The 15,225-nt window shown below is 62.7% G+C and carries 14 protein-coding genes; 7 read left to right on the top strand and 7 right to left on the bottom strand.

Translation table 11 applies throughout. From position 1 onward, the window contains the following. The first annotated feature begins 10 nt into the window (after positions 1-10). On the top strand, positions 11-175 hold the full coding sequence (locus ACFPB1_RS00940) for a hypothetical protein (protein WP_379220885.1): 165 nt from the start codon (positions 11-13) through the stop codon (positions 173-175). 134 nt (positions 176-309) lie between these two features. Here ACFPB1_RS00940 and ACFPB1_RS00935 read toward each other — a convergent pair whose 3' ends face one another. Continuing rightward, positions 310-1,254: a 2-hydroxyacid dehydrogenase gene (locus ACFPB1_RS00935; RefSeq protein WP_379220883.1), complete on the bottom strand. Its 945-nt coding sequence runs from the start codon at positions 1,252-1,254 to the stop codon at positions 310-312. Next, positions 1,251-2,399, bottom strand: a complete 1,149-nt coding sequence (locus ACFPB1_RS00930; protein WP_379220881.1) for an aminotransferase class I/II-fold pyridoxal phosphate-dependent enzyme — start codon at positions 2,397-2,399, stop codon at positions 1,251-1,253. Before ACFPB1_RS00930 ends, ACFPB1_RS00935 begins: the two co-directional genes overlap by 4 nt. Positions 2,400-2,577: 178 nt before the next feature. Between ACFPB1_RS00930 and ACFPB1_RS00925 the strand changes: the two genes are divergently transcribed. Next, the gene (locus ACFPB1_RS00925; protein WP_379220879.1) at positions 2,578-3,675 is read left to right on the top strand and encodes a UDP-N-acetylmuramoyl-tripeptide--D-alanyl-D-alanine ligase; all 1,098 of its coding nucleotides are present in this window, start codon (positions 2,578-2,580) and stop codon (positions 3,673-3,675) included. 153 nt (positions 3,676-3,828) lie between these two features. On the opposite strand, the gene ACFPB1_RS00920 is transcribed toward ACFPB1_RS00925, so the two are convergent. Next, on the bottom strand, positions 3,829-4,410 hold the full coding sequence (locus ACFPB1_RS00920) for a dienelactone hydrolase family protein (protein WP_379220877.1): 582 nt from the start codon (positions 4,408-4,410) through the stop codon (positions 3,829-3,831). A 213-nt stretch (positions 4,411-4,623) separates the two neighbouring features. Here ACFPB1_RS00920 and ACFPB1_RS00915 point away from each other — a divergent pair, with 213 nt between their 5' ends. Continuing rightward, the gene (locus tag ACFPB1_RS00915; RefSeq protein ID WP_379220875.1) at positions 4,624-5,871 is read left to right on the top strand and encodes an ATP-binding protein; all 1,248 of its coding nucleotides are present in this window, start codon (positions 4,624-4,626) and stop codon (positions 5,869-5,871) included. Positions 5,872-6,007: 136 nt separating this feature from the next. Here the strand turns inward: ACFPB1_RS00915 and ACFPB1_RS00910 are convergent, their stop codons facing one another. Continuing rightward, positions 6,008-6,571 carry a TetR/AcrR family transcriptional regulator gene (locus ACFPB1_RS00910; RefSeq protein ID WP_379220873.1) on the bottom strand — a complete coding sequence of 188 codons (564 nt, stop codon included), beginning with the start codon at positions 6,569-6,571 and terminating at the stop codon, positions 6,008-6,010. A gap of 174 nt (positions 6,572-6,745) precedes the next feature. Between ACFPB1_RS00910 and ACFPB1_RS00905 the strand changes: the two genes are divergently transcribed. From ACFPB1_RS00905 to ACFPB1_RS00890, 4 genes are read left to right on the top strand one after another with little or no spacing between them, the layout of a single operon-like run. Next, entirely contained in the window at positions 6,746-8,248 is a 1,503-nt protein-coding gene (locus tag ACFPB1_RS00905; RefSeq protein WP_379220870.1) for a spore germination protein, read from the top strand. A 26-nt stretch (positions 8,249-8,274) separates the two neighbouring features. Beyond that, a complete protein-coding gene (locus ACFPB1_RS00900; protein WP_379220868.1) occupies positions 8,275-9,483 on the top strand; it encodes a Ger(x)C family spore germination protein in 1,209 nt (402 codons plus the stop codon). Positions 9,484-9,491: 8 nt separating this feature from the next. Continuing rightward, positions 9,492-9,725, top strand: coding sequence for a hypothetical protein (locus ACFPB1_RS00895; protein WP_379220866.1), 234 nt, complete (start codon positions 9,492-9,494; stop codon positions 9,723-9,725). A gap of 18 nt (positions 9,726-9,743) precedes the next feature. Continuing rightward, a complete protein-coding gene (locus ACFPB1_RS00890) occupies positions 9,744-10,853 on the top strand; it encodes a GerAB/ArcD/ProY family transporter (RefSeq protein ID WP_379220864.1) in 1,110 nt (369 codons plus the stop codon). A 57-nt stretch (positions 10,854-10,910) separates the two neighbouring features. Here the strand turns inward: ACFPB1_RS00890 and ACFPB1_RS00885 are convergent, their stop codons facing one another. The 3 genes from ACFPB1_RS00885 to ACFPB1_RS00875 form a co-directional block, all read right to left on the bottom strand. Further along, positions 10,911-12,110 carry an MFS transporter gene (locus tag ACFPB1_RS00885; protein ID WP_379220862.1) on the bottom strand — a complete coding sequence of 400 codons (1,200 nt, stop codon included), beginning with the start codon at positions 12,108-12,110 and terminating at the stop codon, positions 10,911-10,913. A 363-nt stretch (positions 12,111-12,473) separates the two neighbouring features. Continuing rightward, positions 12,474-14,084, bottom strand: coding sequence for a gamma-glutamyltransferase family protein (locus ACFPB1_RS00880; RefSeq protein WP_379220860.1), 1,611 nt, complete (start codon positions 14,082-14,084; stop codon positions 12,474-12,476). Beyond that, entirely contained in the window at positions 14,085-15,215 is a 1,131-nt protein-coding gene (locus ACFPB1_RS00875; RefSeq protein WP_379220858.1) for a Gfo/Idh/MocA family protein, read from the bottom strand. It abuts the gene before it with no gap. Positions 15,216-15,225: the final 10 nt, after the last annotated feature.

Below are 15,225 nucleotides of genomic sequence, written 5' to 3'. Positions count from 1 at the left end.
AGTCGATCACATGTATAAACGCACCATACTCAGCGTCATTTGCCTCATCCTGGGGTTATGCTGCCTCTTATTAACCTTCAACGCGCCGAACGGATTCACGGTCGGGATGTATCTCGTGGTCGGCGTCTGCGCGATCATGCTCGGCATCCTCGGGCTGCGCTTGAATCGCAAATAGCCGGGCGCGCCTTGTAGACGTATTCGCAATCCGGCAGGAAATTCCTTTCCTGGCCATGGCGAACGCGGCGGCGGTTCATCACAAGACGGGCGGAAGCAGCTGCTTCCGCCCGTCTGTCGTCTCTGCCCTTAAGCTCAAGCCTGCCGCAAATATGCACCGTTCACGATATTCCGCGGCGTCCCGCCGACGTACGCCCGCACCGTCTCCAGCAGCTCCGTCATGTTCGCTTCCCGGGCGGCATCCGTGTACCACGCCGTTCCCGGCGTTAACACGACGTTATCGAGGCCGTACAGCGGATTGCCGGCCGTCTGCACCACGTCGTCCAGTCCCGCCCCCCGGATGCCGCCGTCCCGCAGCAGCGCGAACAGCGCCGCCTCGTCCACCAGCCCGCCCCGGCTCGTGTTAATGAACAGCGCCGACTGCTTCATCGATCCCAGCAGCTCGGCGGTGATCATCCCCTTCGTCGCGGTGTTGAACGGCACCTGCACCGAGACGACGTCGCTCTGCCGCATCACGTCCCGGATATCGGCGGATTCCACGTCCGGGACCGTCCGGCCGGATCGGTTCGCGCCGATGACCCGCATCCCGAATCCCTGGGCGATACGCGCCACCGCCTGCCCGATGTGCCCCGTCCCGATCAGCCCCATCGTCCGGCCCGCCAGCTCGCCGGCCAGGAACGGGCCGTACACGTGGCTCTCCCCCCTTCGGACGAGCCGATCCGCCTGGAAGAGGCGCCGGTTCACCGCAAGCAGCAGGGCGAACACGTGCTCCGCCACCGATTGCGCCGAATACGTCGGGCAATTCGAGACCGAGATCCCCGCGGCGCCGGCCGCCTCGAGATCGACCAGGTCGCAGCCGGTCATGACGAGGGCGATATGCTTCAGCCGGTTGAGCCGCCCGAAATCCAGATCGCGAAGCCGCGTCCACTCCACGATCGCCACATCCGCGTTCGCCAGCCGCGCCAGCGCGGTCGGACGATCCGGCCGGTCGGCGTATACTTCGAAATCGCCGAGATACGCCATCTCCCGCACGAAGTCGTCCGGCAGATACGTCGGTTCGTCCAGGTAGATGATTCTCACGCCTGGCCCGCCTCGTCCACGGCGACTGCCGATTTCAGCACGGCGCACGCCTTGGCGAACATGTCCGGGCACCGGGCCAGCGCGATCCGGATATAGCGTTCGCCGATCCCGTGGTCCTGCCAGTAGAAGTGGTCGCCCGGCAATATCCCGAGTCCGAGCCGTTGAAAGCGATCCACCAAGTCCACGCTGCGAATCTGCGGATCCGCAATCCGGAGCCATTCGACGCTGATGTTGGAAGCCGGATTGACCGCGATCAGTCCGGACCCGCGGACCGCTTCCCGAAGTGCGGCGCGGTTGCGGTCGATCGGTTCCCAGATCGAGGATGCCAGTCCCTCGCGCGCCGTATCCTTCACGTATTCGGTCAACAGTCTTAAGATGAACGGCGACACGTTCAGCAGAATGTCGTTGTGCAGCTCGAGCACGTCCGCCTCCAAGTCCTCGCTCATCGCCAGGATGCTGCATTTCAAGTCTTGGGTCGGCCATGTCTTGCCCGTATCCTCCACCATCAAGTAGCTGATCTTGGATTGCTCCAACAGCTCGTATTGGTCCCAGGCCGGCGTCCGCGAGAAGAACCGGAACGTGCAGTCGACGATAAGCAGCTTGCCGTAGCGTCCGCAGAGCGCGACGATCCGTTCCCACGCTTCCCGAGGCAGCTCGAAGCCGGTAGGGTTATTGGGCAGCGTGATGAACACCGCGTCCTCGCGGAGCTCGGCAAACGTCCGGTCCACCCGGTCCGGGCCGAGATCTTCCTCGCGCAGCGTCGTCAGCGCGACGTTCCGCCTCCGTAGCAGCGTGGCCAGATTGTCGAAGCAAGGATGCAGCAGCGCGACCGAGAGCCCGCGCGCGTTCAGGTACGTGGCGATCAAGTCGGTGGACAGCGAAGCCGAATAGCAGAACAGCGTCCGCTCCAGACGCTCGGCGGTACGCTGGCCGGCCAATGCATAAAACGCGTGCCGGAACGCCTCCTCCAGTTCCCCCTGCTTGGCGGTCTCCGCCTCGTCGAACAGCTCCGGCAGCCGGCCGACGATCTGCCGCTGCGTCGGCGTTTGCGGTTGATGCGCATGGCCGTCGGCCACGTTGTACAGCTGATTAATGCCGATAGACTCGTATCTCGTCAAATTAGGCAAGCGCCCTACGATTTTCACGCGTTCACGCTCCGCTCGATAGATTTGAAGTGTCGATTCACCCACACTTCTACACTATATCGCCGAGCGCCCGCCGCGGCTCTCCGGCAATGGCCCATTTTCCGCCGATTACCCACGCCTTCCGGGCCCCTGCTGCGTAGACTACAGCACATTCGTTATGGAAAAGGTGGAATTGGGCATGCCGGATCGGAACATTCCCGTGATCGCCGTCACCGGAAGCGCGGGCAAAACGACCACGAAAGAAATGATCGCCTCCATCCTGCGGAGACGGTGGGCGATCTTCAAAACCCCGTCGAATTGGAACACGCCGGCGGGCACCCGCAAGCATATCAAGCGCATTCGGGCGCGCCACCGGGCGGTCGTGCTCGAGTTCGGCATGCTCCGCAAGGGCGATCTCCGCCGGCACTGCCGCTTGATCCGCCCGGGCTTCGGCGTCATCACGAACGTCGGGACGGCGCATATCGGCAACGTCGGCAACCGGGTACAGGGCATCGCAAACGCGAAATCCGAGCTGATCCATTACATGCAGCCCGCAGGCACGCTCGTGTTGAACGCGGACGACGACAATTCGCGGCTGCTGACCATGGGAGGCTTTCGAGGTACGCTGCTGAAGGTGGGCATCCGCCGGAAAGCCGATTACCGGGCGCGGGGCATACGCGTCTCGGATCAGGGCATTGCGTTCCGGGTGCGGCTGGACGGCAAGGAGGAGCGGTTCTTCATTCCGTGCCTCGGCGTGCACAACGTCTATAACGCGCTGAGCGCGATCGCTATCGCGCATCGGCTGGGGATGCCGGCCGGCGTCATCCGACTCGGCCTGAAGAAGTACCCCATTCCGTACCGCCGGCTGGTCCGGACGCGGCTCCGGGGGAACATTCTGCTGATCGACGACACGTTCAGCTCCAACCCCGACGCGACCAAGGCCGCCCTCGATACGCTCGCCGCGGTGCGCAGGACGCATAAGGTCGCCGTCATCGGCTACATGAAGGACATGGGTACCCGCGCGCGCCAGGTCCATCTCGAGGTCGGCCGGTACGCCGGGAAGCTGAAGCTGACGCGGCTGTACACGATCGGCAAGCTCGCGCGGCACGTCGCGGCCGGCGCCAAGCAAGCGGGGCTCCCCGCCTCCCGCATTCGCAGCTTCGACTCGCGGCCGCCGCTTCACCGCGCGCTGTCCGGCACGATCGGGCCGCATACCGCGATTCTGGTGAAGGGCACCCATCTCTTGAAGCTGGAGCGGACCGTCGCTTATCTGAAGAAGCGGTTTGCGAGAAAATAAACCGAAAGGGGCAGCCGTCCCAATGGAACGGCTGCCCCTTTCGGGCGCTGGCGCTTATCGCGGCGCCGGGTGTCTCTGGCTCGCGAGCGGGAGGCCCCTCACCGCTCGGTTCGCTTCCCGCTCGGTCTGCTTCCCGCTCCCTCCGCTTCCCGCTCAGCGGTCCAGCTGCCGGAGGAAATCGACGACGCGCCGCGTCAGCAAGGCCGCGGCGTTCACGTCGTACGACGCCAGACTGCTATCGGCGAAGTAGTGCTGGTCGCCCGCGTACAGGAACAGCTCGGCCCGTCTGCCCGCGGCCGCGATCTCCCGCGCCGCGTCGATGTCGCCTTCGTCGACGAAGTAAGGATCGGCGTCCATGCCGTGAATTTGCACCGGCAGCTCCGCCGGCCATTCGGTGCCGAACGTCGAAGCCGGCACGCAGGAATAGAAGAACAGCGCGCCGCGGGCGCCTTCGCGGGTCTGGGCGAGCTTCTGCGCCGGCAGGACGCCGAGCGAGAAGCCGGCATAGACAACCTCGCGCGGATAGGCAGCCGCCGCTTGCGTCCCCCGTTCGATAATCGCCTCGAACCCAACCTCCTGGACGTAGGACATGCCATCCTCGATCGAGCCGAACGCGCGGCCCTCGAACAAGTCGGGGATATGGACGGTATGCCCCGCCTTTCTCAGCTCGCCGGCGAACGCTTCGATGCCTGCCGTCACGCCGAGCGCGTGGTGAAACAGAACCACTTCGGCCATTCATTTCTCCTCCATTCGCTTGCGCGTATTCGCCTGATATGGTTCGCGTTCACGAACCGGACGTGAGTCTAATTGCGCAGCCTGCTTCGTCTTCGTTCGACGAATGCCTATCTTCTTCCTGCCTTGTATACAAAAAATTACTGCCTGCCAATGAAGGAAATGAACGTGCCGCCCGCGAAAATAAAGCTATGCTCTCACGAAAGGAACGGCTCCATGCTCTTTCATTCCGACCTGATTCTCAACGCGTTCATCATCTTCCTGCCTTTGATTTTTTACCGCCCGTTCTATAAGCGGAAAAACCCGTTTTTCCTCTACGTGTTATTCCTGGTTCCCCTCCTGATCACGATGACCTTCCCGGTCAAGATCTTCGACTCGGTGCTCGACCTGCGGGGCATTCCGCTCGTCATCGGCTCGCTCTACGGCGGACTCTACACGACGCTGCTGCTGTTCGGCAGCCTGCTCGCCTACCGGCAAGCGCTGGGCGGCATCGATCTGTTCCATTATGCGATCGCGCTGATTCCGACGGCCGTCCTGCTGCTGATCGCATTCAAGACGTTCGACGGCGCCAGTGCCAAGAAACGGATGCTGCTCGTATTCGGCATGTGCTTCTTTTTGCGCGTGACGGTCGTCAATATATACGCGCTGCTCGAGGGCAATCCCTCCTTCTTCATGGCGTCGTTCGTGCCCAGCCTTCCCATTATCCTCGTGCAGTGCGTTATGGCGGTCATGCTCGTGTTCATGATCGAGACGATCCGGGCGCAGCACCGGATGCAGGAGGAGATCATCCAAGCGGAAAAAATGAAGGTCGTCAGCGAAATCGCGGCGTCCGTCGCCCACGAAGTCCGCAATCCGCTCACCTCCGTCCGCGGCTTCATCCAGCTGCTGTCCGACCCGTCGCTCGGCGACCGGAAGCGGCAAGAGTTCTCGGCCATCACGCTGGAGGAGCTGGACCGGGCCGAGTCGATCATCTCCGATTACTTGTCGCTCGCCAAGCCGCAGATCGAGAAGCTCGAGCCGATCGTCCTGGAGGAAGCGCTGGCGAAAGCCTCCCAGATCTTAAGCTCCTACGCGAATTTGCAGAACGTCGAGATCGCCGCCGACTTGACATCGTCCGCGACGGTATACGGCAGCAAGTCCAAGTTCCGGCAAGCGATAATCAATATCGGCAAGAACGCCATCGAGGCGATGCCGGGCGGCGGGAAGCTGTCGCTGGCCTTTACGGTCAACGAGCAGGCGCGAACGGTCACCGTCACGATTGCCGACACCGGAATCGGCATGAGCGAGCAGCAGATCAACCGGCTTGGAGCGCCCTACTACTCCACGAAGGAGAAAGGCACCGGGCTCGGAACGATGGTCATCTTCAGCGTCATCCGGGGCATGAACGGCCGGATCGACGTGCGCAGCAAGGAAGGCGCCGGCACGACGTATTACATCATGCTGCCGTTGGCGCAGCGCGCATAACCGCGGGACGAAGACTCGCAATAACGAAATAAACGGCAGACCTGGCAGGCTGCCGTTTTTGGTATGGCCGCAATCGGCCGAAGCCGTTCAAACGAAATACAGCCCTTCGAGGAGCGTCCTGCGAAGGACTGCCTAGTTAGACGAGCATCGCTTTCCACGACGCTTCGATGACCTGCTGGACTTGAACCTCGTTCAGCGGATATTTCCGCACGTAGTACCCTTTCAATATAGACGAGATGATCCCGTGCATGAGCTGATGGCACAGATGGGAGTCCATCTCTTTGATCATGCCCTGCTTCTGTCCCTCCACGATCAGCGTCAGCACGGCTTCGGAGGAATAATAGGGATCGTCCGAGTCCCGCAGCTCCAGCGAAATATACGGCGAAAAGGAGAAGCTGTCGATGAACAGAAATTCCTTCGGATACCGGATCCCGAATTCCAGCCGGTTCAGCTGCAGCCGTTTGAACCGTTCGTACAGGCTCGCACCCGCATCGTAATCCTTCAACAGGAATTCGCCCATCAGCTTCCGCGCCTCGCGGTAGACCGCGTTAACCAATTCCTCTTTATTCGCGAAATAATTATAAATCGTGCCGGACCCGACATTGGCTCGCTTGAACAGCTTGGCGAAGGTCACCGATTGAAGCCCTTCTTCATGGATCAAGTCGAGCGTGGCCGCCATAATATCCTGCTTCTTGCTCATGCTCTCCACCTCTTGCCCCTAACATTAGTACGAGCGCGAGACGAATGTCAAGTGCGCGCGAACCTTCGGAATCAGCGGAAAATTCATGACCGCGATGAAAAAAATGGAATAATGCGCGGCGCTTTCGTGAACCTTAAGCGTATCTTTATTTCTCGACTTAAGCGGGTGAACGTCATGAGCGAGTATACGTCGCATGGAGAACCGGACCCGATCGGCGATCGGCTAGGCGACAACCTGAACCGGCTGAAGCGCGACAACGGCTGCAGCAGCGACATGAAGTACCGGGAGCTGCACTTGACGCTGCCCGGCCGCAAACCCCTGGCGGCCGCGGTCGTCTCGATGGACGGCCTGTCCGACACGCAGGAATTGATCCGCTCGCTACTGGCGAGCGGCCGAATGGCCGTCCCGATCGATACCGCCGAATCGCTGGAGCCGGCGGACTACCTGATGCAATACGTGATTTCGGACAGTTATGTATGGAAATTGACCGATTTCGAAGAGCTGTACGATCATCTGTTTTGCGGCTACGCCATACTGCTCATCGAAGGCGAGCCGGGTGCGCTCTCGATCTCGACCCAGAAGATCAACGCCCGAGGGATCGAGGAGCCCAACGTGCAGTCCGTTGTCCGCGGCCCCCGGGAAGGGTTCACCGAGGTGCTGAACGTCAACATGTCGATGCTCCGCCGCAAGATCCGCGACCGGCGCTTGTGGGCGGAGCCCCGCAAGATCGGCCGGGTGACGCAGACGAACATTCTGATCGTCTATCTGAACGGGATCGTCTCGACGGAGCTGCTGGACGAAGTCAAGCGGCGGCTCGATAAGATCGATATCGACGCCATTCTGGAGAGCAACTACATCGAAGAAGCGATTCAGGAAAGCCAAATTTCGATCTTCCCGACGGTGAGCAATACCGAACGGCCGGACGTCGTCGCCGCCCAGCTGCTCGAAGGCCGGGTCGCCATTCTGGTGGACGGGACGCCGTTCGCATTGGTCGTTCCCGCGGTGTTCACGCAGATGTTTCAATCGCCGGAGGACTATTATCAGCCGTCCGTGTTCTCGAGCATGATTCGCCTGCTGCGCATGCTGTCCTTCCTCCTCGCGATGTTCACGCCGTCGCTCTACATCGCGATCACGACGTACCACCAGGAGCTGCTGCCGACGGTGCTGCTCTACAACCTCGCCAGCCAGCGGGAGGGCGTTCCCTTCCCGGCTTTCGTGGAAGCGCTGATTATGGAGGTCACCTTCGAAATCCTGCGGGAAGCGAGCGTGCGCATGCCGCGGACGATTGGCCAGTCCATCTCCATCGTCGGCACGCTCGTCATCGGCGAGGCATCGGTCGAAGCCGGGCTCGTGACGGGCGCGATGGTCATCGTCGTCTCAATTACGGCGATCTCGAACTTCGTCATGCCGGCGTTCAACTTCGGCATCGCCATCCGGATCACGCGGTTCCTCTTCATGATCATCGCCGCCTCCTTCGGCTTGTTCGGGTTGTTCCTCGGGATGATCGCGCTCGTCCTGCGCTTGTGCGCGATGCAATCCTTCGGCGTCCCGTACATGTCGCCGCTCGCGCCGTACGACCGGTCCGACCAGAAGGATACGCTGTGGCGCGTGCCCTTGCCGTTCATGAAGAAGCGGCCGAGCACCGTGGGCAAGCGGAATCTCGTCCGACAGAAATAAGGTTTGCGCATAAGGAGGAACATTAGGTGCGCCATCGGAGAACCCTCGTTGCGATCCTATCGCTGTTCGTGCTCGTCCCCCTTGCCGGTTGTTGGGACCGAATAGAATTGAACGAAATCTCCATCGTCGTAGGTCTCGGCATCGACCGGGTCGGCGATACTTATCATGTATCCGCGCAGATCGTCAACCCGGCGGAAGTCACGCCGAAGAGCAATGCCGGCTCCCGATTGGCCCCGGTCGTGACATTCGAGCAGGAGGGCAAGACGCTGCCTGACGCCATCGGCCGCATGGCCGTGCTGTCGCCTCGCCGCCTGCAATTCTCCCATCTGCGCATGGTCATCTTCGGCGAGCGGACGGCACGCCAAGGCTTGCGCAAGCCGCTGGACTACTTGTCCCGCTACGCCGAGATGCGCAACGACTTCTATTTGGTCGTCGCGAAGAACCGCCCGGCATCGGATATTCTGAAGGTCTACAGCCCAATGGACCCGATTCCAGCCAACAACCTGTACACGAAGCTGCAAAACTCCGACAAGCAGTGGGCGGCGACGAGCTTGATGACGCTGAACGAGCTGTTGATCGACATGGAAACGGAAGGCAAGAGCGCCTTCATGACCGGCATTCAAATTTCGGGAAGCGACTCGGGATCGAGCGCGGCCGCGCAGCAGCAAATCGCGCCATCCCAGAACCTGGAATATTCCGGAACCGCCATGTTCGACAAGGACCGCATGGTCGGCTGGCTGGACGAGCAAGGGACGAAAGCGATTAATTTCGTGACCGATTCGGTCAACTGGACCGTGGGCTCCGTGCGCTGCCCCGATCATGGCCGCGCCTCATTGGAGCTGTTCAACACGCACGCCAAGGTGAAGGTGCGCGGCTCGAACAAGGACGACCTGGCCATCCACGCCTATGTGACGATCGAGCAGGATATCTCGGATGTCGAATGCAACCTGGACATGACGCAGGAAGCGACAATGAACTGGTTTGACCACGCCACCGAAAAGAAGGTGACCAGCCTCATCCGATCGACCGTCCGGGATTCCAAGAAGCGGCTCGGGATCGACGTCTTCGGCTTCGGCGAGCAAGTGCACCGCCAGCATCCGAAGATCTGGCATCGGATCAAGGATTGGAACGAAACGTACAAGGACGTTCCGGTCTTCGTGCACGTCGATACCACCACGAGACGAATCGGCACGACGACGCAGCCGGTCACCCATCAAACCGATAGAGGAGGCTGAAACCCCGCATGATCGCCATCGTTATCGTCGCGCTGGTCGTATCGGTCATCAGCTGGTATGAGCTTCGCAAGCTGCGGGGCCAAGGGAAAGGCAAGGAAATCGCGGTCTTCCTGGTCATCATGACGACGGGTTCGACGCTGTTCTCGATGCAGCTGACGCAGGTCGAGCTGCCGAATCCGCTGCGCATGGTCATGAAATTATTCGAACCGCTCAGCAACGCGATCTTCGCGATGCTCAGCTAAGGCAAGGAGCGCGCAAGGATGGACAACGCCAATCGGATCAGCATCCGTTCCTTCACCATCATCGTCATCTTCGTCACGGTCGGCACGTCGATCTTGATCGCGCCGAGCGGGCTCGCGGCCGCGGCCCAGCAGGACGCATGGCTTGCCGGGATCATCGGCTCCGGCGTTAACATCCTTCTGGTCGTGCTGTACGCCGCGATCGGGGACCGCTATCCCGACCTGAATTTGGCCCAATACACCGACAAGCTGCTCGGCAGATGGATCGGGGCCGCCGTGACGCTCAGCTATACGGCCTATTTCTTCCTCCTCGGCTCGCTCATGATCGGCTCCATGGGGTTCTTCATGACGACCCAGCTGCTGCAGGATACGCCGGTGGAAGCGCTCATGCTGCTCTTCTCCCTCGTCGTGGTCATTGCCCTGAAGTCCGGCAGCACGGTGTATTCCCGCGCGGTGGAGATCTTCTTCCCTTGGACGGTCGCGCTGCTGGCGATGCTCCTGCTCTGCTTGATACCCGTTCTCGAACCGTCCCGGCTGCTGCCCGTCTACGAATTCGGCGCCAAGCCGATCCTTAGGGGCGCCTACGCGTTCTATTCGCTGCAAAATTCAGTGCTGCTGATGATGCTCTATCCATACGTCTCCCCAGGCAAAGGCCGCCGGCGCGCGCTGATCGGCGGCACCCTGGCCGGCAACGTCGTGCTGGTGCTCCTGACGCTGCTGTGCGTCATGATGCTCGGTCCCGAACAGACGGGCAATAACGTCTACCCGACCTACCTGCTGGCCAAAAACGTCTCCTTCGGCGGGTTCCTCGAGCGGATGGAAGGCGTCCTGATCTTTATCTGGATCCTTTCCATCTTCATTCGGGTCCTGATCGCGTTCCACGCGACGATCGGATGCGTCGCGCACGTCCTGCGCATCCGGGACGAGAACATCCTGGTCTGGCCGATCATGCTGGCCGGCATCGTCGTGGCGCTGATGTGCTACTCCAACATGGTCATCGTGCAGGAGAGCATCGCGAAATCCTGGTCGACGATGTCCTTGCTCCCGCTTGTGCTGCTGCCGCTGCTGCTCTACTTCGTCTCGCTCGCCCGCGGCAAGTTGGCGCTGCAGGACCAGCCGGCTTCACGATGATCACCTCCGCCCTATTAGACTGGCCTTCGCTCGCCTATGCCGGTCTCAGCCGAGCCATTAGCGCCCGCTGAAGCCGGGCACGTTCGTGTCACGCGCGGATGTCCGCGCGATGAAGCGGTGCAACAGCGCGAAGCCCGCCACGCCGAGAAGTGCCGTTGCCGCGCTGATCCGGTACATTGCATGCGCGCCGAACTGCTCGAAGATCCAGCCCCCGGTCACGCCGGCCACGATGCCGGACACGCCGCCCCAGCTGAGCGCGTACAGCGCTTGGCCCGAAGCCCGGAACGCCCTCGGCACGAGCAGCACCGTCAATTGCGTCCCGACGTAGTAGTAACCCGCGAACGTCAGGCAGTGCATGGCCTGAATGAAGAGGACCATGTACGGGGTCGCCGCCGTCGACATGAGGAACCAGCGGAGCGCGTACAGCACGCTGACCGCCGCGAGGCAGCCGATCATCGTCCGCTCGTTCTTGCGCAGATAGCGGTCGAGGAGCAGGTAGACCGGAATCTCGAAGATCGACGCCAAGAATGCCGACCAGCCGACGAGCGTGCTCTTGCCGCCCAAGTCGGAGATGTAGATCGAGACGAACGTGTTGTTCATCGAGTTCGGAATCGAGATCAGCACCCCGATGGCCAGGAACAGCATGAACGGTTTATTGGCCCACAGCTGCCGGGAACCGGATCGGGGCGCCTTCCGGGCGGTGTCCGGCTTGCCGCCGCGCGGCAGCAGGAACGCCAAGCCAATGGAGACGGCCATCATGATGCCGTACACGATCCACAGCCGGCTGATCGCGAGCCGTTCGAGGACCGGACCCGTCGCCACGGCCATGACCGCCCAGCCGAGCGACCCCCACAGCCGGAACGCGCCGAATTTCCGCCCGGTCTTCTCGGCCACGTCCAGGATAAGACTGTTGCTCTGCGAGAACAACGGGCTCTGGAAGAAGAAATAGAGCAGCATGAAGCCGAAGATCCAGTACACGGCCTTCAGCGAGAAGACAAGCTGCATCACCGCCGCATTGCCGATCAGCAGGATGAGCAGGATGCGCCGGGCGTTCTCGAGGCGGTCGCTCCAATAGCCCCAGAACGGGTTGGCCAGCAGCGACACGAACGGACCGCCGGCGAGCAGCAGGCCGATCGCGAAGCTCGACATGCCGGCATCCCTCAGATACAGCGGAAAAAACGTGGCGTAAATGGAGATGGCGCCATAGATGAAAAAATTGAACGCTTTGATGAAGCCGAGCGCGCGCGCGTCGGGCATTGAAGCGAATGACGGCGATGAAGGCGTTGAAGGCGTTGGAGGTGACGCAGGCGATGACATGTCCCGTAATCCATCCTTTCCCGTGCGTGTACTAGTATATAATGACAGCGCTTGCTCCTGCCACCCTGTCCGGCAGATTCAACTCCTCGCCGCGCGAAAAAAAGGAAATCGCGGAACGAGTCCGCGATTTCCCGTGAAGGAGCGTTTGGCCAACGATGCGAAGCGCAAAGTTCAAGCGCCCGGCGGGCCGGCTGTACCGGCCGCGGCACCTGCGCGGAGCGCCCTGCTCGGGGACTCTAACGCCGCGAGGCGGCGCCCCGGCGACCGGCGGTCTTCGCGAACGCGGCCGGCTCTCCGCGCCCGTTACCAGGCCGCGACCTCGCCGTCCGCCCGCGGCTCCGTGCCGCCGGCCAGCACGCCGCTCGCGGGATCCCGCCAGATGATCTGGCCCCGGCCGAACATCCCGACGTCCAGCGCCCGCTGCACGGTATGGCCCTTCCTGGCCAGCGCCTGAGCGATATGATCCGGGAAGCCCGGCTCGACCTCGATGACCGTATCCCGGACCCAGCGCCATCTCGGCGCGTCCAGCGCGGCCTGCGGGTTGAGCCCGAAATCGATCGCGTTAAGCAGGAGCTGCACATGGGCCTGCGGCTGAATCGAGCCGCACATGACGCCGAACGGACCGACGGGCACCCCGTTCTTCGTCAAAAACCCGGGAATGATCGTGTGGTACGTCTTCTTCCCCGGCGCCAGCGCGTTCCGGTGGCCCGGGTCCAAGGAGAAGCCGGAGCCGCGATTCTGCAGACAGATGCCGGTGCCGGGCACGACGACGCCGGAGCCAAAGTCGCCCGCATGGCTCTGGATGAACGAGACCATGTTCCCTTCCCCGTCGGCCGCGGCCAAGTACACCGTGCCGCCCGTCGGCGGTTCGCCCGGCGCCGGGACGAGCGCGCGCTCCCCGATCAGCGCCCGCCGTTCGTCGGCATAAGCGTCCGACAGCAGTGCCTCCACGGAGACGTCCATGTGCCGCGGATCGGTGATATACGCCAGCCCGTCGGCGAATGCGAGCTTGACCGCTTCAATTTGCTTATGGTACGTCTCGGCCAGATCCTTCGCGGCGTGATCGAAGCCCTTCAGGATGTTCAGGGCGATCAGCGCGACCAGCCCTTGGCCGTTCGGAGGGAGCTCCCACGCCTCGTAGCCCTTGTACTTCACATGGATCGGTTCGACCCACTCGGGGCGGTACGCCGCCAGGTCTTCCTTCCTCAAATAGCCGCCCTTCTCGCGGAAGTGCCGGTCGATCCGGTCCGCCAGCTCGCCCCGGTAAAACGATTCCGCGTTCGTCTCCGCGATCGACCGGAGCGTCCGGGCGTGGCCCTCGGAGCGCCACAGCTCGCCTGCGGCCGGCGTCCTGCCGTGCGGCGCGAACGTCGCGAACCACGGCTCGTACAGCTCGTCCCGAAGCTCGCCGATGTTCCGGAAGCCGTCGGCCCAATACCGCGCGATCGTCGGCGATACCGGGAATCCGCCTTCCGCGTAGTCGATCGCGGGGCGCAGCGTCTCAGTGAGCGGCAGCCGTCCGAACCGTTCGGCCAGCGCGGCCCAGGCGCCCGGCGTGCCGGGGACGGTCACCGGGACCAGGCCGTAGCCCGGTATCCGCTCGTGGCCGGCCGCCTTGACCGCCTCGATCGAGATCGCTGCGGGCGCCGGGCCGCTCGCGTTCAGGCCGTGGAGCTTGCCCTCCGCCCAGACGATCGCGAACGTGTCGCCGCCGATGCTGTTCGAGTTCGGCTCGACGACGGTCAGGCAGGCCGCCGCCGCGATCGCGGCATCTACGGCGTTGCCGCCGCGTTTCAGGATGTCGAGCCCCGCTTGGGCGGCAAGCGGCTGCGAGGTCGCCACCATGCCTTTGCGCCCGTAGGTCGTCATCCGCCGCGACGGATAGGGATGATACAGCGGTTCGAATTCCATCATTCAGTTCGCCTCCCGGATGACGGCTGGCGAATGCGCCGCCACTTCTTCGGCGGTCACTTCCCGGTCCAGCTGTGCGGACAGATAGATGCCTTCGCTGACGAGCATTGTTTGCAGCGCGAGCTCCGCGGTCGGCAGCAGCGCGACTCTTCCCTGCAGCGCCGCTGCCCAATGCTTGGCGGACGATTCGTACGCATCCTCGTCCGGATACAGCCGGCGGCGCCGTTCGCTCATGGCGTTCAGGTCGATCGTGCCGTCGACGTCCATGTCGCCGACCGTCGTATAGTAGCCGAAGCCCGTCGTCGCGCGAACGTCGGAATACGCCGGCAGCCGGAGGCCGCCGCGCGAGCCGACGAGGCTGCCGCCTTCGAGCCCGTCCAGATGGAGCGACCACGCTTCGATGATGTCGAGCGTGGCGCCGCCCGCGAAGCGGACGAAGCCCATCGCGGATTCCTCGACGTCGAAGCCGCTCTCCGCTCTGCGCTTGGGATCCATGTCCATCTCTTGATACACGCAGCCGGAGATGCGCGTCACCTCGGGCATGCCCATCAGGTACAGCATCTGCGCGATGTGATAGACGCCCATGTCCAGCAGTGCCCCGCCGCTCGCGGCGTCCTTCCGCGTGAAGAACGGCGTGCCGTAGCCGTCGACGAACGGGCGCCCGCGCCGGCGGAAGCCGGTGGACCGGGCGTGATAGAGCCGTCCGAGCTTGCCTTCGTCGATCAGCGTCTTGGCGGCCTTCGTCTCGCCGCGGTACAGCGTCCCGAGCTGGATGTGCAGCATTTTGCCGCAGTCGTTCGCCGCCTTGACCATCGCAGCCCCGTCCCGGTACGTGCCGGCGATCGGCTTCTCGCAATAGACGTGCTTGCCCGCCTGCAGCGCGGCGATCGTCGCCGGCGCGTGGAAGTTATTGTGCAGGCAGACGTCCACCGCGATCAAGTCGTCGCGGCGCAGCATCTCGCGGTAGTCGGTATAGACGCTTCCGATGCCGTACCGCTCCGCCACGCGGCGGGCTTCCGGCTCGTTGACGTCGCAGACGGCCGCGACCTCGATGCCGCCGATGGAGGCGTACTGCTCGAGGTGATGCTTGCCGATCTGGCCGACGCCGATGATTCCGATTTTGACCGGTTCCATAATCCGTTCC

This window comes from Paenibacillus sp. GCM10023250, from assembly GCF_042653205.1.
Lineage (GTDB): Bacteria > Bacillota > Bacilli > Paenibacillales > Paenibacillaceae > Paenibacillus_Z.
Note: the sequence above shows the minus strand (reverse complement) of the source record. Positions and strands in the feature narration are given on the sequence as shown.